This is a genomic window from Prauserella cavernicola, from assembly GCF_016595675.1.
GTDB classification, from domain to species: Bacteria; Actinomycetota; Actinomycetes; order Mycobacteriales; family Pseudonocardiaceae; genus Prauserella_A; species Prauserella_A cavernicola.
Map to the genome: position 1 here is coordinate 1,276,436 of NZ_JAENJH010000001.1, position 17,200 is coordinate 1,293,635.

19 protein-coding genes are annotated in these 17,200 nt (G+C 71.8%); 7 read left to right on the forward strand and 12 right to left on the reverse strand.

Going from position 1 to position 17,200, the window contains the following annotated elements:
• The first annotated feature begins 116 nt into the window (after positions 1-116).
• Entirely contained in the window at positions 117-1,442 is a 1,326-nt protein-coding gene (locus JHE00_RS06005) for an ATP-binding protein (RefSeq protein ID WP_200315498.1), read from the forward strand.
• 15 nt (positions 1,443-1,457) lie between these two features.
• Here JHE00_RS06005 and JHE00_RS06010 read toward each other — a convergent pair whose 3' ends face one another.
• Positions 1,458-2,363 (reverse strand): universal stress protein, encoded by a 906-nt coding sequence (locus tag JHE00_RS06010; protein WP_200315500.1) that lies wholly within the window; start codon positions 2,361-2,363, stop codon positions 1,458-1,460.
• Positions 2,364-2,557: 194 nt separating this feature from the next.
• On the opposite strand from JHE00_RS06010, the gene JHE00_RS06015 reads away from it, so the two are divergent.
• Positions 2,558-3,277 carry an IclR family transcriptional regulator gene (locus tag JHE00_RS06015; RefSeq protein ID WP_200315502.1) on the forward strand — a complete coding sequence of 240 codons (720 nt, stop codon included), beginning with the start codon at positions 2,558-2,560 and terminating at the stop codon, positions 3,275-3,277.
• Here JHE00_RS06015 and JHE00_RS06020 read toward each other — a convergent pair.
• Genes JHE00_RS06020 through JHE00_RS06050 form a run of 7 tightly spaced genes read right to left on the reverse strand, consistent with a single transcriptional unit; the run spans position 3,268 to position 9,268 of the window.
• On the reverse strand, positions 3,268-3,897 hold the full coding sequence (locus JHE00_RS06020; RefSeq protein ID WP_200315504.1) for a flavin reductase family protein: 630 nt from the start codon (positions 3,895-3,897) through the stop codon (positions 3,268-3,270). The genes JHE00_RS06015 and JHE00_RS06020 overlap by 10 nt on opposite strands.
• The gene (locus JHE00_RS06025) at positions 3,894-4,973 is read right to left on the reverse strand and encodes an ABC transporter substrate-binding protein (protein WP_200315506.1); all 1,080 of its coding nucleotides are present in this window, start codon (positions 4,971-4,973) and stop codon (positions 3,894-3,896) included. The genes JHE00_RS06020 and JHE00_RS06025 overlap by 4 nt, the downstream gene beginning before the upstream one ends.
• Before the next feature lie 28 nt (positions 4,974-5,001).
• On the reverse strand, positions 5,002-5,889 hold the full coding sequence (locus JHE00_RS06030; RefSeq protein WP_200315508.1) for an ABC transporter permease: 888 nt from the start codon (positions 5,887-5,889) through the stop codon (positions 5,002-5,004).
• Positions 5,886-6,653 carry an ABC transporter ATP-binding protein gene (locus JHE00_RS06035; protein WP_200315509.1) on the reverse strand — a complete coding sequence of 256 codons (768 nt, stop codon included), beginning with the start codon at positions 6,651-6,653 and terminating at the stop codon, positions 5,886-5,888. The genes JHE00_RS06030 and JHE00_RS06035 overlap by 4 nt, the downstream gene beginning before the upstream one ends.
• Positions 6,650-7,429, reverse strand: coding sequence for an HpcH/HpaI aldolase family protein (locus tag JHE00_RS06040; protein WP_200315510.1), 780 nt, complete (start codon positions 7,427-7,429; stop codon positions 6,650-6,652). Before JHE00_RS06040 ends, JHE00_RS06035 begins: the two co-directional genes overlap by 4 nt.
• The gene (locus JHE00_RS06045; RefSeq protein WP_200315511.1) at positions 7,426-8,352 is read right to left on the reverse strand and encodes a cupin domain-containing protein; all 927 of its coding nucleotides are present in this window, start codon (positions 8,350-8,352) and stop codon (positions 7,426-7,428) included. Before JHE00_RS06045 ends, JHE00_RS06040 begins: the two co-directional genes overlap by 4 nt.
• A 7-nt stretch (positions 8,353-8,359) precedes the next feature.
• A complete protein-coding gene (locus JHE00_RS06050; protein ID WP_200315512.1) occupies positions 8,360-9,268 on the reverse strand; it encodes a DUF6282 family protein in 909 nt (302 codons plus the stop codon).
• A gap of 387 nt (positions 9,269-9,655) precedes the next feature.
• On the opposite strand from JHE00_RS06050, the gene JHE00_RS06055 reads away from it, so the two are divergent.
• Positions 9,656-10,315 carry a GOLPH3/VPS74 family protein gene (locus tag JHE00_RS06055; protein ID WP_200315513.1) on the forward strand — a complete coding sequence of 220 codons (660 nt, stop codon included), beginning with the start codon at positions 9,656-9,658 and terminating at the stop codon, positions 10,313-10,315.
• A 6-nt stretch (positions 10,316-10,321) separates the two neighbouring features.
• Here the strand turns inward: JHE00_RS06055 and JHE00_RS06060 are convergent, their stop codons facing one another.
• Entirely contained in the window at positions 10,322-11,548 is a 1,227-nt protein-coding gene (locus JHE00_RS06060; RefSeq protein WP_200315514.1) for an NAD(P)/FAD-dependent oxidoreductase, read from the reverse strand.
• A gap of 136 nt (positions 11,549-11,684) precedes the next feature.
• On the opposite strand from JHE00_RS06060, the gene JHE00_RS35800 reads away from it, so the two are divergent.
• Positions 11,685-12,344 carry a CPBP family intramembrane glutamic endopeptidase gene (locus tag JHE00_RS35800; protein WP_200315515.1) on the forward strand — a complete coding sequence of 220 codons (660 nt, stop codon included), beginning with the start codon at positions 11,685-11,687 and terminating at the stop codon, positions 12,342-12,344.
• Here the strand turns inward: JHE00_RS35800 and JHE00_RS35805 are convergent.
• The gene (locus JHE00_RS35805; protein ID WP_200315517.1) at positions 12,329-13,528 is read right to left on the reverse strand and encodes a DUF418 domain-containing protein; all 1,200 of its coding nucleotides are present in this window, start codon (positions 13,526-13,528) and stop codon (positions 12,329-12,331) included. The genes JHE00_RS35800 and JHE00_RS35805 overlap by 16 nt on opposite strands.
• Before the next feature lie 267 nt (positions 13,529-13,795).
• Between JHE00_RS35805 and JHE00_RS06075 the strand changes: the two genes are divergently transcribed.
• Positions 13,796-14,203 carry a histone-like nucleoid-structuring protein Lsr2 gene (locus JHE00_RS06075; protein WP_200315519.1) on the forward strand — a complete coding sequence of 136 codons (408 nt, stop codon included), beginning with the start codon at positions 13,796-13,798 and terminating at the stop codon, positions 14,201-14,203.
• A 51-nt stretch (positions 14,204-14,254) separates the two neighbouring features.
• On the opposite strand, the gene JHE00_RS06080 is transcribed toward JHE00_RS06075, so the two are convergent.
• A complete protein-coding gene (locus JHE00_RS06080; RefSeq protein WP_200315521.1) occupies positions 14,255-14,554 on the reverse strand; it encodes a hypothetical protein in 300 nt (99 codons plus the stop codon).
• Positions 14,547-14,897, reverse strand: coding sequence for a DUF3253 domain-containing protein (locus JHE00_RS06085; protein ID WP_200315523.1), 351 nt, complete (start codon positions 14,895-14,897; stop codon positions 14,547-14,549). Before JHE00_RS06085 ends, JHE00_RS06080 begins: the two co-directional genes overlap by 8 nt.
• A 176-nt stretch (positions 14,898-15,073) precedes the next feature.
• On the opposite strand from JHE00_RS06085, the gene JHE00_RS06090 reads away from it, so the two are divergent.
• Together JHE00_RS06090 and JHE00_RS06095 are read left to right on the forward strand one after the other, a co-directional pair.
• Entirely contained in the window at positions 15,074-16,120 is a 1,047-nt protein-coding gene (locus tag JHE00_RS06090) for a C40 family peptidase (protein ID WP_307831831.1), read from the forward strand.
• A 53-nt stretch (positions 16,121-16,173) separates the two neighbouring features.
• Positions 16,174-17,130, forward strand: a complete 957-nt coding sequence (locus JHE00_RS06095; RefSeq protein WP_200315525.1) for a M56 family metallopeptidase — start codon at positions 16,174-16,176, stop codon at positions 17,128-17,130.
• Positions 17,131-17,200: the final 70 nt, after the last annotated feature.

The following is a 17,200-nucleotide window of genomic DNA, read 5'->3' on the forward strand; positions in this document are numbered from 1 at the left end:
AACTCCCGACGAGCGGCCACTGTGGACAGTGACGCAGGCCCATTCGCCCACCCTGACAAGCAAGATCGGGGAAATCCCTGAGGACAGCGGCATGCGCTGCTCGTTAGCCTCGGGTCATGTCCACGATCAACGACGGTGACCTCGACGGCTCCTCGGCGCTGTTGCGCAGCGCCGAAGAGCTCGCCCGCACCATCACCGAACCGCGGCACAACTCGATCGCGCTGCGCCAGGTCGCCACGGCACTGGCCGAGGTCGGCCGCGTCGAGCACGCCGCGAAGCTCGCCCGCGCGATCGTGGCTCCCATGGACCGGGTCTGGGCCCTCGCGCTCGTGGCACAGGCGAGCGCCAAGGCCGGCGATCGCGATCGTGCCGCCGCGCTCCTGAGCGACGCCGAGGCCACCGGCCGCGAGTTCACCGATCCCGGCGACCGCGCGGACGCGCTGGGACAGCTCGCCCTGATGATGGCCGAGGTCGGCCGGGACTCGAGCGCGCTGCTGCGCGAGATAGCTGACGTCACCGCCACCATCACCGACCCGGACGATCACGAGTTCGCTCTGCGGACCGCGGCGATCGCGACCGCGCTGGCGGGAGAGCACGACCACGCCCTCGTACTGGCCCGCGCCACCGGGGACGCCAAGGGCACGGCGCTCACCGAGCGGCTGATCGTGGCATCCCTCGTCGAGCGTGGTGACAACACCCGAGCACGAGACATCGCCGACGCCATCGGTGATCCCGCCGAGCGCGCCCGGGCACTGTGCGCGGTGGCCGGCACCGGTGCGCTCCTGCGGGACGCCGCGGCCGCGGCACGCTCGGTGGCCGATCCCGAGGAGCGTGTGCACGCACTACTCACGGTCGCGCGAACGACCAGCGCGGCGGACGACGGGACCACCGCCGCCGAGCTGGTGAGCGAGGCCGAGACCGCCGCGCGCGGCCTGCCCGATCCCGACGATCACGATCACGCCGTGTCCGAGGTGGTGGAGGCGCTCGCACGAGCCGGTGAGCACGACCGCGCCGAACGCCTCACCCACGACATCGCCGACCCGCTCGCACAGGCGTGGGCACTGTGTCCGGTGGTGCGAGCACTGGCGGACTCCGGCGAGTACCGCCGGGCCGACACCCTCGCCGAGGGCATTGTCGACCCGCCCGCCCAGGTGCGCGCGCTGGCCTCGATCTCCGAAGCCGCGAGGCGCGCCGGTGACGACGACCGGTTCCGGGCGCTGATCCGCAGAGCCGAACGGATCGCCCACACCGTCACGCCGCTCAACGGGCGGGTGCGCGCCCTGCTCGACCTGGCCGACGCCGCGCTCGACTCGGGCAGCCCCGACGCGGCTGTCCTGCTGCGCAACGCCGAGCACGTCGCGCGTTCGGCAGAGCAGGACGCGGCGACCCGCCAGCTGGTCGTCGGAGCACTGGCCTACGCGGGTTCGACGACTCAGCCGTAGCGAGATCCCCGGTCGTCAGCGACCGCGGGGGTTGCGGGCCACCAGCACCGGGCACCCTGCGTGCTGGATCAGCGCCTGGCTGGTGGAACCGAGCAGCAGCCCGCGAAACCCTCCCCTGCCCCTGCTGCCGACGACCACGAGCGACGCGGTGCGGGAGCGCTCCAGCAGCTGACGCCTCGGCCGGTCGAGCACCACCACGCGCTCCACCTCGACGTCGGGATAGGTCTCCCGGTAGCCGGCGAGGCGTTCGGCGAGCAGCTCCCGCTGCTCCTGCTCGTGGGGACCGCCCGCGAACTGCACCGGCGCGCGGGTGTAGGCACCGTCGTACTCGACGTCGCGCCACGCGTACACCGCCACGAGCGCAACGCCGCGCAGGGACGCCTCCCGGAACGCGACGGCGATCGCGCACTCGCTGAGCGGGCTGCCGTCGACGCCCACGAGCACGGGCCCGTCGTCCGCCGCGAGCGTGCCGTCGTCGCGCCGGCGCACGACGGCGACCGGGCACTCGGCGTGCCCCGTCACGGCCACCGCCGTGGAGCCGGTGAGCATGCCGGTGAAGCCACCTCGTCCGGTCGCGCCGAGCACGACCATGCTCGCCGACCGCGACTCCGCGACCAGCGCGGGTGCGGTGTCGCCGTTGAGCACCCCGGTCTCGATCCGCACGTCGGGAGCAGCCGCCTTGGCCACGTCGCCCGCGGCGGCCACCACGCGGCCCGCCTCTTCCGTCACCGCGTCGTTGACGTCCGCGATCGGCGGCGCGTCCGCACGAAGCCCGGGGATCGTGGTGAAGGCGTGCACGATCCGCAGCGCCCGGTTCCGCCGGGCGGCGAGCGTCGCGGCCCACGCGACGGCGTCGGCGGCGTTCGCGGAGCCGTCGGTGCCGACCACGATCGGGCCGTCGGAGAGGTCCCCAGTAGTCATCGGTGTCTCCTTCGTCGGGTGTCCTGACTCGACAGTAGGAGTCTCGGCGATGTCTCGCTGGTGCCGTTGGTCCTCCGGCGGACCGGCGTCACCGAGTGCTCGTACCTGCGACGCGACCACGCTGACAACAGGCGGGCGCGCGTGATATGAACGATATGTTCACAGTACGCACAGGTTCGAGATGAGGCGCCGGAATGGACATCCAGGCCGTGGATCGGGTCGGCAAGATCCTCGCGCTCTTCGGCCCCCACCGCGAGTCGGTCTCCTCGTCGGAGGCCGCCGAGTTGATCGGCCTGAATCGTACGACCACCTACCGGTACCTGTCCTCTTTGGTCGCCGCGAACGTGCTCGAACTGCGTCCGGACCGCTCCTACGGGCCGGGACCGTCACTGATCCAGCTCGGCGCGTTCGCGCTGGGCAGGCGGGAGATCCTGCAGCTCGCCGCGGAACCGATGGCGCAGCTGGCCAGAGAGACCAGCGTGACGACGGTGCTGTCGCTGTGGGGCGGCAGCGCGCCCGTCGTCGCGCACGTCGAGGAGCCCGCCGGGCGCGAGATCGTGGTCACCGTGCGGGTGGGCATGCAGCTGTCCCCGCTCGCCGCGCAGACCAAGGTCTTCCACGCGTTCCACCGGGACGACTCCCGCGTGCGCCGCGCGGCACGGAGCCTGCAACCGGAGGACCGCGCCGCCTTCGAGTCCGAGCTCGCCACCACCAGACAGCAGGGTTTCGCGACCCAGACCAGCCCGAGGGGCATCGCCGTCATCGCCGCGCCGGTGCACGACAGCAGCGGCATGGTGGCCTCGCTCGCTCTGCTGAGCACCCGCGAGGTGCTCGACCTCTCCGACGACTCCGCCGAGCGGCGGGCACTGATGGAGACCGCGGCGACGATCTCCACCAGCATGGGTCACGCCTGAGCGCCTCCCACTCCCGCGATCGGCGCCAGCGCGTCGACGGAGCCGAGCCGTCCGTAGTTCGGCCCCGCCAGCCGCGCGGCCGGATCGAGTTCCACGGTGTCGATCTTGCCGTCGGTGAGCAGGTCCGCCCGGACGTGGAACCGCACGACCTCGCCGACCGTGAACTCCGCGCCCGCCCTGCCGAACACCACGACCTTCGACAGGCGGCACTCCATGCTCACCGGCGCGCAGGCCAGCCGGGGCGGGCCGACCACGTCGCTGGGGACCGTGCTCAGCCCCAGCAGCTCAGCCTCGTCGAGGTCCGGTTCCCACGCGCGCCCGCTCTCGTGGACCTGCTGACGCAGACCCCACGACGGGATGTTCACGACGTACTCACCGGAGTGCGCGATGTTGCGAGCCGTGTCCTTGCGCTCGCCCGCCCGCAGCCCGATGTTGACCCCGACCATCGGCGGATCGTTGGCCACCATGGTGAACGCGCTGAAGGGCGCCAGGTTGAGCCCGCCGGAGGCGTCCATCGACGTGATCCACGCGATCGGCCTGGGCACCACGACGCCGGTGAGCAACCGGTAGGCGGTGCCCGCGTCGAGCGTCGCGGCGTCGATCGCGACGTGCTCGCTCACGACTGGTGGTCCCTCGCGCTCGCGCGGACGGCCTCGACGTCGAAGTCGTTGATCCGCTCGATCAGCGAGTTGTCGAACAGGCTGCGCGCCTCGACCGGCTGGTCGATGAGCCCGGCCTTGAGCAGGTACGACACACTCGCCTCCATGGCTGTCTCCTCCAGTTCGCCGTAGGGCTCGTCGTCGGTGCCGAGGTTGGCCAGCCGCGACTCGAGCACCTTCACCCCGCTGGCGAGCGCCTTGTCCTCGTCGAGTCCACGGGGCTGTGCCTCGGGATGCGAGTCGTAGAGGATCCGGATCGCCGCCTCGGGGTTGGCGGCACTGAACACGACGCCCTTCGCGATCGCCCTGCCGAGCTTCACGTAGAGATCGGGGTTGGCCTTCAGGTCCTCGCTGCGCGCGGCGAGCCCACCGCTGGTGAGGTCGTCGGTGCCGGGAACGTCGATGGGGCGCAACGGGATTCCCTGGTTCTCCAGCGTCTGGAACGACGTGTCGAGCAGCGCGACGGCGTCGACGTTGCCGTCCTTGACCGCGGTCGCCTGCTGTGCCCCGCTGCCGATCGCGATGAACGTGACCGAGTCCGCGGGCACGCCCGCCTCCTCGAGGCCGATCTTGGCCTGGGTGACCGACGCGCTCGCCAGCGAGATCGCGCCGATCGTCTTGCCCTTCAGGTCGGCGACCGAGGTGATGCCGGAGTTCTCCGGCACCTGCAGGCCGTAGATGTTCTTGCGGTAGTAGGACATGAAGTAGGAGAGGTCCAGATCCTTGCCCGGCTGCCTGCCGAGGATGACGGGCTCGGGACTCACCGCCCCCGTCGCCACCTGGCCCGTGGCGATCTGCTGTGCCTGGGTGGTGGCCGAGTCGGTCAGGATGACCTCGACGTCCAGCCCCTCCTGCTCGAAGTAACCCAGCTCCTGCGAGACCGCGATACTGGCGATGCCGGCGTTCCAGGTCGGGGAGGCCAGGGTCATCGCCACCGAGCTGCCGTCCGATCCGGCGCCACACCCGGCGACGGACGCGGCGAGCACGCCCGCCGCGGTCAGCGCGAGCAGGGATCGCATGCGACTGTGCATGGTCATCGGTTCTTTCTCTGCGCGGGAAACGGGATCAGGGGGCGACGTTGCGGCCGCGGTTCTCCTCGGACCAGAAGGTCAGGCGTCGGCCGAGGAACACCACGATGTAGTGCAGGATCAGGCCGATCACCGAGAGCACGACGAGAACGCCGAACATCGTCGCGACGTCGAGCGAGGTGTTGCTGGCGAGGATCAGGTATCCCAGCCCCGCCTGCGAGCCGACGAACTCGGCGACCACGGCGCCGATCACCGAGAGCACCACGGCCATGTCGAGTCCCGCCATGATGCTCGGCAGTGCGCTGGGCAGTCGCAGCCTGGCCAGGATCTGGAGCCGGGTGGCGCCGAAGGACTTCATCATGTTGATCTGCTCGACGCTCGTGGAGTTGAAGCCCAGCGTCGCGTTGACGAGCACGGGGAAGAAAGCGATCAACGCGGTCGCCAGCACCTTCGACTCCATGCCGAAGCCGAACCACACGAGAAACAGCGGCGCCAGCGCCACCTTGGGCACCGTCTGCAGCACCACGATGATCGGCAGCAGCGTCTTCTCCGCCAGTCGCGACGAGCTGACCCACACGGCGACGAGGAGACCGACCACGACGGCGATGGCGAAGCCGTAGATGATCTCCTGCAACGTCACCAGGCTGTGCTTGCCGAACGTGCCGTTGCCGAAGCCCTCGACGAGTGCCTGCACGACGCGCGTGGGCGCGGGGAACAGGAACTCCGACACGGAGAACGCCCGCACGATGGCTTCCCACACGGCCAGCAGCAGCAGGACCGCGGTTCCGGCGAGCAGCCAGCCCGGCAGGTCCGAGAGCCTGCGCCGCGCCGGGCCGCTGGCGGCCTCGCGCCGGACCGTGTGCCTGCGCACCGCCTCGCCCGGCCTCGACTCCTGGTCGGTGGCCGGGATGTCGTGGACGCTCATGAGGTCACCGCTTCCGTTCCGTCGAGAACCTGCCGGATGCGGCGGGCGTGCTCGCCGAACTCCGGGGTGTTGATCGTGGCGAGCGTGCGCGGCCGGGGCAGGTCGATGTCGATGGTGTCGGCGATCCGGCCGGGCCGGGGCGTGAGCACGACGACGCGGTCCGACAGCAGCACGGCCTCGGAGATGCTGTGGGTGATGAACAGAACCGTCTTGCGGTCGGTCTCCCAGATCCGCAGCAGGTCCATCGTCAGCTGGTCGCGGGTCATGGCGTCGAGCGCGCCGAACGGCTCGTCCATCAGCAGGATCCGCGGGTCGTGGAGCAGGGCACGCGCGATGCCCACGCGCTGCTGCATGCCGCCGGAGAGCTGGTACGGGTGGCTGGCGGCGAACTCCTCAAGGCCCAGCATCTCGATCAGTTCCCTCGCCCAGCCCTGGTCGGCCTTGCGTTGCGCGCGGCTCTGCAGCGACGAGGGCACGAGCACGTTGTCGAGCACGGTGTGCCACGGCAGCAGCAGCGGCTGCTGGAACACCATGCCCGTCATCGCGGAGACCGAGCGCGCGTCGGCGCTGTAGGAGATGGCGCCGCCACTGAGCGGTTCGAGGCCCATCACGAGCTTGAGCAGCGTGCTCTTGCCGCAGCCGCTGGGACCGACGATGGAGACGAACTCCCCGTCGCCGATCTCGAGGTCGAAGTCGTCGATGGCCAGTGTCGACCCGCCGTACTTCTTCACCACATGGTCGAAGCGCATCACCGTCGTGGTCATGTCACGTTCTCCTCGTGCTCGGGATGCCGGGCCAGTTCCCGGATGGTGGCGATCAGCTCGGCGGACCCGGTCGCCAACGTGGTCGCGTCGTTGCCGCACACGACGAAGTCGTAGTCCTGGGCATGGGCGCGGTTCACGGCGCTCGCGCCGACCGCGGTGCCCACGAGCACCCCGGCCTCCCGCGCGGCCCTGCGCACGCGGGCCGCCTGGTCGGCGAGTTCCGGCGAACCGGGTGTCGCGGCGGTGTCGATGGCCAGGTCGGCCGGCCCGAGCAGTAGCGCGCCCAGGCCCTCGGTGCGCGCGATGCGCTCGACATCCTCGACGGCGGCGACGCTCTCGATCTGCCCGACCGGCAGGCCGGTGGCGGCCAGGTAGTCCGCCCTCGGCACGCGGCCCCAGCCGCCCGCGCGAGAGGTCCCGCCCGAGCCGCGCACGCCGCGCGGCGGGAACCGGGCGCTGCCGACGAACCGGGCGGCGGTCTCGGCGTCGTCGACGTGCGGAGCCACGATGCCGTCGGCTCCGGCGTCGAGCACCCGCTGGATCAGCGACGGCGTGAGGTCGGGAACGCGGACCAGCATGCGCATCCCGAGCGCCTGGCCGACGGTGAGGTGGGTCAGCACCGTGCCGAGGTCCAGCAGCGTGTGTTCCAGGTCCACGACCGCGAAGTCGAACCCGGCGCCGGCCAGGATCTCGGTGCTCTCCACAGTGGACAGCTTGATCCACGTTCCCCACGCGGGGCCGGTGCCCGTCGCCGTGGCGCGGTGCAGCGCGTTCACCGCGACTCCCCCGCCCCGGCGGGCGCCGGGTAGTCCTCGGCGTTGAGCACCCAGCCCGGCCGGGCCGAGAAGTCCGCCCGTGGCCCGGCGAAGATGTCCAGCATCCGGTTCTCGCCCTCGCCGATCGCCTCGCTGGTGTGGATCAGCGGTGGCGGGATGATCGTGAGCGACGGGCCGCCGATCGTGACGTGCTCGTCGGCGCGCCAGGTGCGCCGGTCGGTGCCCCACGGGGTGCGGACGTGGTGGGTGTAGCTGCCCTCGTCCACGTAGCTGAGCTGCTCGAAGTCGTCGTGGTGGTGCGGCGACAACGTGCTGGGGTCGCGCGGACCCACGCGAGGGTAGAGCAGGTTGAGCATCGCGTGCCGGTTGCGGAAGATGCGGCCCATCCGGCCCGGCGCGGGCTCGATGTCGTCGACGTCGGCATAGACGCGCAGCTGTGGGCCGCCCACCGGCTCCGGCCACGGGTCGCTGACGGCGATCGTGTCCGGCTGGTCGCGGTACACCGCCGCGTTGCGACTGGCCTCGACGAGGTCGGTCGCGCTCGTAGCGAACAGCCGGACCACGCGGGCGGGCGCGTCCGCGCCGATGCGGCCCGGACCCGGCGGCAGCACCGCCACCGCGCGGCGCCGCACCTCCGAGCGGAGTCCACCAGCCTCGAACGACACCGTGCCCTGCGCGCTCAGCACCACGGCGAAGGTCTCGTCGGCGTCGTCGCGGTCGAGGGCGTCGCCCGCTTCGAGCTCGGTGAGCACGAAGACGGTGTTCATGGCGCGCACGATCCACGACCGGCTGCCGCCGTCGGTCACCACGTCGGGTGCGAGATCCGGGAAATCGAAGGTCTGCAGCGGCAGCGGCTCACCGGCCGGGGCAGGCGCGGCGGCGGTGCTCAGCTGTGAGCGGGGGTCGTCCGCGGTGTAGGGCATGTCCGGCTCACCCCGCGACCGGGTCGGGCCGCTCGGCATCCAGCCCGAGCAGGAAGGCGGGGTTGCGGCAGGCGACCTGCCGCAGCTCGTCCTCGCCGAGACCGAGGGCGAGCAGCTCCTCGCCGACGCGGCGGAACGCGTCCACCGGCATCGGCCTGCCGCGCTGGCCCAGGTCGGACGAGAGCACCGTGCGGTCGGGGCCGATCTTGCGGATCCACTCGAGCAGCAGCGCCGGGTCCCACTTCCGGAAGCCCATCGGGTCGTACATCCCGACCTCGTGCTCGATGTAGGCGCCCAGTTCGGCCAGCTCGGCACACTGTCCAGGGTCGGCGTCGATCACGAAGTTCGGGTGGCTGATGATCATGCGCCGGACCCCGCGTTCGCGGCCCGCGGTGAAGATCGCGTGCGCCTCGGCGGGCTTCACGTGCCCAGCCGAGAGCAGCGCGTCGCTCTCGACGATCAGGTCGATGACGTCGTAGACCTCGTCGATGAGCTTTCCGTCGTCGCCGGTGACGTCGATGATCCGGTTCGGGATCTCCACATCGGACTCGGGGAACCCGTGGTGGTCGTTCTCGCAGTGGCAACGGCTGGAGAAGGTGGGGAACCAGACCGCGCGGCCACCCATGCGCAGGCTCATCGCGACGGCGTAGGGGTTGATGCCGCCGACCTGCGCGTTCAGCGCGATCCCGCCGAAGACGGGCGTGCTGACCTCACTCAGCTCGCGCTTCATCGCGAGCAGGTCCATCACGGTGTTGTGGTGGTGCGACTTGACGAGGATGCCGCGCATTCCCAGTCGTTCGGCGTCGCGAGCCGCCTCGACGTGGTCGAACTCCCTGGCGAAGGGGTTGGGGCCCGAATGGCAGTGCAGGTCGACAGCCCCGTGGAGAACTTCGACAACGGGTGCGGTGGTCGTCAACGGCGAACCTCTCTGTTCAGCGCACCGGGGTGATCCCGGACTAGCTTGTGCGCATCAGAGCATCGTTGTTCACATCGCGACTGTCAATACGCACCGGGCAAGTGTCGACGCGCAGCGCCCGGCCGGTCACGAGACGTAGGTGGGTGCCCTCGATCTGCGCAGTTCAGGCGCTTTCATGAGCCCGAGGGACGTTCGGAAGCGAGGCCCGGCGGGGGCCGGTCGCGTCGCGCACCGGGCGGAAACGCCCCGCGCGAGCGCACCGATCCGGGACGATTCCGTCGAGACCGCGTGAGAACAGTCCGATGCGGACCCGCGACGGCGTCTTGCGCTCGGACTGCGGCGTCGCGGATCGCCGATATGCTCGTCGCGAAGGGGGTGGCTGAACCGATGACTGGACAGTCGCTGGCCGCCAAGGCCTACCTGCTGGCGTGCGACCCGGCGGCGCGCAGGGTGCGGGACCGGCAGCAGACGGCCTATCTGATCCGGGGAGCCGCGCTCACCGACCTGGTGCTGCGCGGCAGACTCGCCGACGACGACGGGACGGCGAGTCTCCAGCAGAGCGGCACCACCGGTGACGCACTGCTCGACGAGCTCCTCGGCCAGGTCGCCGAGGGCAAGCCGCGGAAGTGGAAGTCGTTGGTGCGCAAGGATTCCCGGCGCACTCTGGACTCACTGGAGCGAACGCTGGCCGACGAGGGCGTGATCGAACTGGACACCACGCCGGTCCTGGGAATCCTCCCCCGGCGCCGGGTGTCGCCGCGCGACGAGGCCGGGGTGAACCGGCTGCGCGCCGCGGTGGACGAGGCGCTGCGCGGTCACGGCGAGGTGACGAGTGTGCCGCCGGAGGACGCCGCGCTGGCCGCGCTCGTCGCGGCGGTCGAGCTGCGCGGCGTGGTGTCGCGATCGGACCGGAGGAAGCTGCGCGACCGGATCGAGCAGCTGGAGGAACACGGCGGCGCGGCGATTCCGGCGCTGCGCAAGGTGTTTCGCGAAGTGCGCAGCGCACGGATCGCCGCGGCCAACAGCGGGTCCAACGGCGGCGGCTGAACTCGCTCAGGCCGCCGCCGCGGTGCTCAGCTCGCTCACCACCGCGGCGGCCGCGCGCCTGCCGGAGACCAGCGCGCCCTGCAGCGAGCTGGTGTCCCGGTGATCACCGCAGACGTAGAGCCCGTCGTCGAGCCGCACCGGTTTCGTCAGCGGGTGCCCGGCCTCCATCGCGGGTAGCGCGTGCTCGACCGGGTACCGGGCGAGGAGCGACCAGTCCGTTGTGGACGTGTCGTACAGCCGCGCGAGCCGTTCGCGCACCACGTGCTCGTCGACGTCGAGGCGTCCCGGCACCGAGGCCGCCACGAGGGAGCGGCCGGCAGGCGCGTAGGCGGCGGAGACCTCGCTCAGCACCACGGTGTTCAGCAGCAGGTCCGAACTTCCGTCGACCAGCAGCGTCGGCGCGCGCAGCGGCGCCTGTGCGGTGGAGAAGTAGAACGTCGTCACGGAGTGCCATCGGGGCTCAGTGACGCCGGGCAGCAGTCGTGCCGCGGTGGTGCCGTCGGTGGCCACCACGACGGCCCGTGGCGTCAGCTCCTCGCCGTCGTCGAGCCGGACCCGGCCCGGCTCGACGTGCTCCGCGCGGCGACCGAACCGCACGGTTCCACCCGGCAGCCCGGACGCGAGCTGGCGGGGCAGCTCCCCCATGCCCAGCTCCGGCACCGCACCGCCACCGAGCAGGAAGCACCGCCAGATGAGATGGAACATCCGCGCGTCCGTGGTGAGGTCCCGGTCGAGGAACACGCCCGCGAGGAAGGGCCGGAACACCTGCTCGTAGAGCTCGCCCGACACCCGCGCCCTGCGAAGCTCCTCGGCGGTGGTCCGGTTCAGCGGACGCCGCAACCGGGCGGAGGGCCGCAGAACGTCACGCGCCGACAGGGCCACGGTGCCCGCCCCGGCGACCGGCCCCTTGGCCGCCCAGCGGGCGAGCCCGGCGACGGCCCGCGGTTGCAGCGGCGGAGCCAGCAGCTGCCGCTCCGCGGTCAACGCGCCCCGGGTGAAGGCCCGCAGCCGGAGCGCGGCGAGATCGACCTTCGCCCGCAGCTCCGGATAGGCGGGCAGCAGCACCTGGAAGCCCCGGTCGAGGCGGAACCCGTCGACGACGTCGGTGCGCACCCGGCCACCCACCTCGTCGGAGGCCTCGAGCACGGTCGTGTCGAAACCGCGACGGGTCAGCTCACCCGCGGCCGCCAGCCCCGCCAGTCCCGCACCGACCACCACCACATCCTGCGCCACGTGGACCCTCCCTCGATGCACGATCGCGTGCCGCCGAGCCTATTGACTGCGCCGGGTCGGCGCAGCGCACGGCGACGGCCGTGAGGTTCGTCCCGCGCCCTGCCTGGCCATCGAGTGCGTGGGTACGTTCGTTCCCGTGGACGCTGTCACCGCCGGGCCGAGAACGTTGCCGAAGGCGTACCTCGCGGCCGAGTTCGCGATCGTCTTCTTCGGGCTGGTGGTGCTCTACACGCTGTTGTTGCGCGGCACGAGCCCGATTCCGGTACTGCTCGTGCTCGGTGCCGCCGCGGTGGTCTACCTGCTGCGCTCACCGTCGTTCGACCGCGCGTCGCTGTGGCGGGCGGGCGCGCTGGCCGGGCAGCTGCGCCCGATGCTCGCCCTCTGGCTGCTCACGGCGGCGGGCTGCGCGCTCGTCGTCGCCCTCACCACGCCCGATCTGCTGCTGGCGCTGCCCAGCGAACAACCGGGATTGTGGGCGCTGATCGTGCTCGGCTACCCGCTGGCGAGCGTCTACCCGCAGGAGTTGCTGTTCCGCACGTTCCTGTTCCACCGCTACCGCCCCGTGTTCGGGGAGGGCGCGCTGATGGTGGCGGCCAGCGCGGCGACGTTCGGCTTCGTGCACATCGCGTTCGGCAACTGGATCGCGGTGGTGCTGTCCACCGCCGGGGGCGTCATCTTCGCCAATCGCTACCGGCGCAGCCGCTCGCTGCTGACCGTGTCCGTGGAACACGCGCTCTACGGCCTGCTGATGTTCACGATCGGCCTCGGCGAGTACTTCTATCACGGCGCCGCCTGACCGGACCGGCGACCGAAACGGACCGCCGTCGTGATCACCGTGTGCACGAGCCATTCCAGCGGGCCCCTGCGCAGCCGGAGCCGCCACAGCACCGACACCACCAGCATCACCACGACCGCCGCGAGGAAGTGCACGAACGAGTACGTCTGTGGGCTGCCGATCGCGCTCTGGTAGACGAAGTGACCCGCGTACCAGGTCAGCGCCATGCCCCCGGCGGCCGCGAGCGGCCACAGCGCGCGCCGCCAGCCGGGCCGGTCCATCGCCAGCAGGAAGAGCCCGAGCAGGGTCAGGGCGACACCGATCATGAACGTGACTCCCACCGCGCTGGTCGCGTACAGCGAGCGTGGCCCCGGCATCGCCAGCAGCGCCTGCCACGGCATGGCGGGCGGCTGCGCGGCGTCGATCGTGGCCGCGAAGCCCAGCGGATAGAGCGCCAGCCACGAGACCGCCCCAGCGGCGAACGCCACCCCTGCCCCACCGATCATCATGCGCACGCGCACCGCATGGGTGTGCAGATCCAGCCTGCCGATCGCGAGCCCGGCGAGCACCAGCGGAATCCCGTACGCGGTCTGGAAGCCACCGCCGGTGAAGACCAGGCCGAACAGGTAGTCACCCCACTGGTCCGGCCGCGTCAGCACCGCGAGCCCGGTGGGCGCCTCCGTCATCAGCCAGTCGGTGTGCTCGGTGAACACCCAGATCGGGTACAGCGTCACCAGCGGGACCGACACGGCCGAGAGCGCGAACAGCGTGCGCGCGCCGAGCCGCGTGAAGGGCAGCAGGAACACCAGCAGCACGGCGTAGAAGCCGAGCACCGACGCTCCGAACTCGTCGATGCCCAGGCTGAGCAGGAACAGCACCACGGCCCGCACCGCCACGCGCAGGCACGCGGTCCTCATCGTCCGCCCGGTCCGTGGTCGCGCGCCGCCGGTCATCAGCGCCACCGACACACCGGCGAGCAGTACGAACAGGCTCATCGCCCGTGAGGAGGTGGCGCCGTCCAGCCAGTCGAGGACGGCCGGCGTCTGCTCCCGAGGGCCGGGACGGAGCCAGCCGGTCATCGAGAAGTGCACGACGAACACGCCGATGATCGCGAGCGCCCGCACCACGTCGATGCCGAGCAGGCGTCCCCTCGGCACCGATCGCTCGACGCCGTCCACAGTGGATGTCGTTTGTTCTGAGGTCACGGTCGCCAGACTGGCGAGCCGGTGTCGCCGCGAGGTGGCCACCGTGTCGCGGTCGTGTCGCAGCCTGCCGGTGGCCACCCTCCGCGACCAGGCCGGAGCCGGGCCCGGCGGATCCGGTGAGCGGCGGGTCCGGGGCCGTGTCCGACGCTCCCGGCGGGGCATCACGGATCCGGATAGCGGGTCTGCAATGATCGGAGCATTCCCGGCGAGCGCGGTCCCGGTTCGCCGAACTCGTTGGTCCCCGCGGTCGAGGTTGAGGTGGAAACGATGGCACAGAAGATCACCGTCGAGCTGGTCGACGATCTCGATGGGTCCACATCGGACGACATCAGCACCGTGTCGTTCGGTTTGGACGGTGTGACCTATGACATCGACCTGACCGAGGCCAACGCGGAGGAGCTGCGCGACCAGCTCGGCCCGTTCGTCACCGCGGCCAGGCGCGTGGGCGGTCGCCGCGCTCGCGGCACCAGGCCCGCCTCCGACGTCCCGCGGCCCGCGGTGGACCACGAGCGCAACCAGAGCATCCGGGCGTGGGCGAACGACAACGGCTACGAGCTGTCGTCGCGCGGCCGCATCCCGGTCACCGTGATCGAGCAGTACGACGCAGCACAGGCCGCGCCCCCGGCTCCGCAGCCGAAGCGGCGTCGCAAGAAAGCGGCCTCGACGGCAGCCTGACTCCACCGAGGCGCGCCCCCCGGTTCAGTCGGTTCAGTCGGTTCAGTCGGTTCAGCCCGGTTCGTCCAGACCGTGCTGCCAGCGTCGCCGCCGCTGCGCGGAGTCCTGCTCCCACCACGGAGTGCCCCGCTCCCCGAGCGCCACTTTGGCCGCGTGCACGCGTGAGCGGGCGTCCTGTTCGGCGTCGTCGTCCCGGTCTCGCCGGGCCGCGCGGACGTCGCGGCGGGCTCGCATCAGCAGACTGCGCAAGCGCGCCGCCTGCTCCTCCGGGATCTCCGGGTCGGTCGCCCGCCACCGCCTGCCGTCGATCACGAGGTAGCGCCCGTCCGGGGTGCGCTCCGGCTCAGCCATCGGCGCTCCGCGGCGCCCTGATCCGGATCGGGCCCCGCCACTCGCCGTCGGGGTCGAGCAGCTGATCGCGCTGCGTGAGCACCACGTCACCGCGCCGGGCCAGTTCTCGGGCCACGTCCCGGGCCTGCGGTAGCAACCGACGCCAGTCGTCGGCCACCGCCTTGGCCGCGTCGGACGGGCAGATGCTCGACTCGGAGCCCCGAGCACGGGCCAGCGCGAGGATCGCGGCGCGCAGCCGGTCCCCTGTTCCCTCCGCACCCAGCGCGGCCCCGGCCTCGTCCGCTCCGGGACCGGCACCGTCGCGGGTCCGTTCCAGTTCACGCCGCGGCGCGCGATCGGTCATGCCCCCAGGATCGGCCACGCCCGGACTCGGCGCATGGTGGCGCACATAATCTCTGATCCTCCTTAGTACTAAGGGTAATAGTAGACAGGGGTGGTCGGCCACTCTATGGTGGCTGCGGATCGGCGGGGCGGTCTGTCACGGAAAATGTCCGAAGCAGCTGAGGAGAAGCACCACTCGTGAACGCGCACCGCCGGCGACCCGCGGGAAAACTCACCGTCGCCACGCTCGTCCTCACCGCGTCACTGACGCCCGTACCCGCCGCCGCGCAGCCGCCTGACGACACCTCGGAGGCGATGCAGCGCTACCAGGAACTGGGGGCCGAGGCCGCCAAGGCCGACGAGGACATGCTCCAGGCCGAGCAGGAGCTGACCGACAAGCAGGGGCAGCGCGACCGGGCCGACGCCGCGCTGGCCGAGGCGACGCGGGCGGTGGAACTCGCCCGGCGCGACGAACTGCGGTTCCGCGGCGAGGTCGACGACCTGACCGCCGCGTCGTTCCAGACCGGGCGGATCAGCCGCTGGAGCGCGGTGCTGACCAGCGACTCCCGCCGCGACTTCCTCGAGCGCATGTCGGCGCTGGGCGTGCTCGCCGACAACAACGAGCAGAACCTGAGCAGGCTCGGCGACGTCACCGACCGCGCCGACGCCGCGCGCGCCGCGGCGGCGCGGGCCCAGCGCACCGCCGCCGACGCGACCACGGCCGCGCAGGACGCCGTCGACGAGCTCGATCGCCGTCGGGAGCAGCTGGACACCCAGATCGCCGAGGTCCGCACCGCGCTCGGCGCGCTCAGCGACTCCGAACAGAGCTCGCTGCAGACCGTGCAGGACACCGGCTCCTACGCGGGCCCGCCCGGCGCCGCCAACGACGCGCTCCAGGCCGCGCTGGCCAAGCGCGGGTCGGCCTACGTCTGGGCCGCGCAGGGCCCGGACACGTTCGACTGCTCCGGTCTGACCTCCTGGGCCTACGCGCAGGCCGGGGTGAACATCCCCCGGACCAGCAGGCAGCAGTGGTACGCGGGCCGCGCCGCCTCGCTCGACGCGCTCGTGCCCGGCGACCTGCTGTTCTTCGACGACGGCACCGGCAACCCCGACACCATCCACCACGTCGGCATGTTCGTCGGCGACGGCAAGATGATCGACGCGCCCACCGAGGGTCAGGTCGTGGACGTGCGCTCGATGGAGGGCGACGGCCATCTCCTCGGAGCACGCCGCATCGCGGGCTGACCCCGCGCGCCTCGTAGGGTGTGCGGGAAACCGGACAACTCCGGAGGAACGCGATGGCGATCTCGGTGGCCCTGCTGGTGGGCTCCCTCCTGTGTGGCTGGCTGCTGCCGCGAGCGCTGGGCCGCCTCGACGTCCGGCGCCGCGACCCGCTCCCCCTGCTCATCGGCTGGCTGGTCTCGATGGCGGGTGTCCTCGTCGCCGCGACCACCGGGCTCGTGCTCCAGCTGCTGCCCGGCCACGGCGTGGGCGGCTGGGCGATCGAACTGGTCGTCGACTGCTGGTCGGCACTGCACCACGGCCCGGCCCCGCGAGCCGAGCTGTGGGTCGGCCTGCTCGGCCTCGTCGTGGGCGGCGTGGCGGCGGTGCGGCTCGCACTCGTCGGCGGCCGCCGGTTCAGCGACCTCGCCAGGGAGACGCGGCGGCACCGGAGCACGCTGCGCTCGGTCGGGCGGCGCGCGGACTCGACTCCGGAGACGCTCTGGCTAGCCCACGACCGGCCCCTCGCGTTCAGCCTCGGGGGCCGCCGGGGACTGATCGTGGCAACCGAGGGACTGACCCGCGCCCTGCCGCCGGCGCAGGTCGACGCCGTGCTCGAGCACGAACGCGCCCACCTGCGCGGCCGCCACCACCTGCTCATCGCCGCCGCGGACGCACTGCGCACCGTGTTCCCGTTCGTCCCCCTCTACGCCCACGCGCCGCACGCCTTGCGTGAGCTCGCCGAGCTCGCCGCCGACTCCGCCGCGGCCCGCCGCCACGGGACCGGAACGGTCCACTCCGCACTCACCGGGGTCGCCCGGCACACCGTTCCCCGCGCGGCACTGGGCATGGCGGCCGACGCGATCACCGTGCGCATGGAACGGCTGCGGCACGGCGACACCGGGCCCCGGCGAAGCAGGCGCGCGCTGGCCTGTGGCCTGGCCGCCACCAGCGGGCTCCTTCTCCCGTTCCTGACGGCCTTCGCGCTCTTCCTCGGTCTCGCGTTCACCGTCTGCCCACTGCCCGGCTGGTGACGGCGTCGAAAGCGGGCGCGGGAGGTCAGTCGGGGTTGACCCCCCGCGCCCCGTCCACGTGCGACCCAGG

Coding starts and splice junctions, on each gene's coding strand:
- JHE00_RS06085 (WP_200315523.1), bottom strand. CDS start 14,897: ATGACCGATCGCGCGCCGCGGCGTGAACTGGAACGGACCCGCGACGGT.
- JHE00_RS06055 (WP_200315513.1), top strand. CDS start 9,656: ATGACTGGACAGTCGCTGGCCGCCAAGGCCTACCTGCTGGCGTGCGAC.
- JHE00_RS06030 (WP_200315508.1), bottom strand. CDS start 5,889: ATGAGCGTCCACGACATCCCGGCCACCGACCAGGAGTCGAGGCCGGGC.
- JHE00_RS06095 (WP_200315525.1), top strand. CDS start 16,174: ATGGCGATCTCGGTGGCCCTGCTGGTGGGCTCCCTCCTGTGTGGCTGG.
- JHE00_RS06015 (WP_200315502.1), top strand. CDS start 2,558: ATGGACATCCAGGCCGTGGATCGGGTCGGCAAGATCCTCGCGCTCTTC.
- JHE00_RS06005 (WP_200315498.1), top strand. CDS start 117: ATGTCCACGATCAACGACGGTGACCTCGACGGCTCCTCGGCGCTGTTG.
- JHE00_RS06075 (WP_200315519.1), top strand. CDS start 13,796: ATGGCACAGAAGATCACCGTCGAGCTGGTCGACGATCTCGATGGGTCC.
- JHE00_RS06080 (WP_200315521.1), bottom strand. CDS start 14,554: ATGGCTGAGCCGGAGCGCACCCCGGACGGGCGCTACCTCGTGATCGAC.
- JHE00_RS06025 (WP_200315506.1), bottom strand. CDS start 4,973: ATGACCATGCACAGTCGCATGCGATCCCTGCTCGCGCTGACCGCGGCG.
- JHE00_RS06010 (WP_200315500.1), bottom strand. CDS start 2,363: ATGACTACTGGGGACCTCTCCGACGGCCCGATCGTGGTCGGCACCGAC.
- JHE00_RS06035 (WP_200315509.1), bottom strand. CDS start 6,653: ATGACCACGACGGTGATGCGCTTCGACCATGTGGTGAAGAAGTACGGC.
- JHE00_RS06045 (WP_200315511.1), bottom strand. CDS start 8,352: ATGCCCTACACCGCGGACGACCCCCGCTCACAGCTGAGCACCGCCGCC.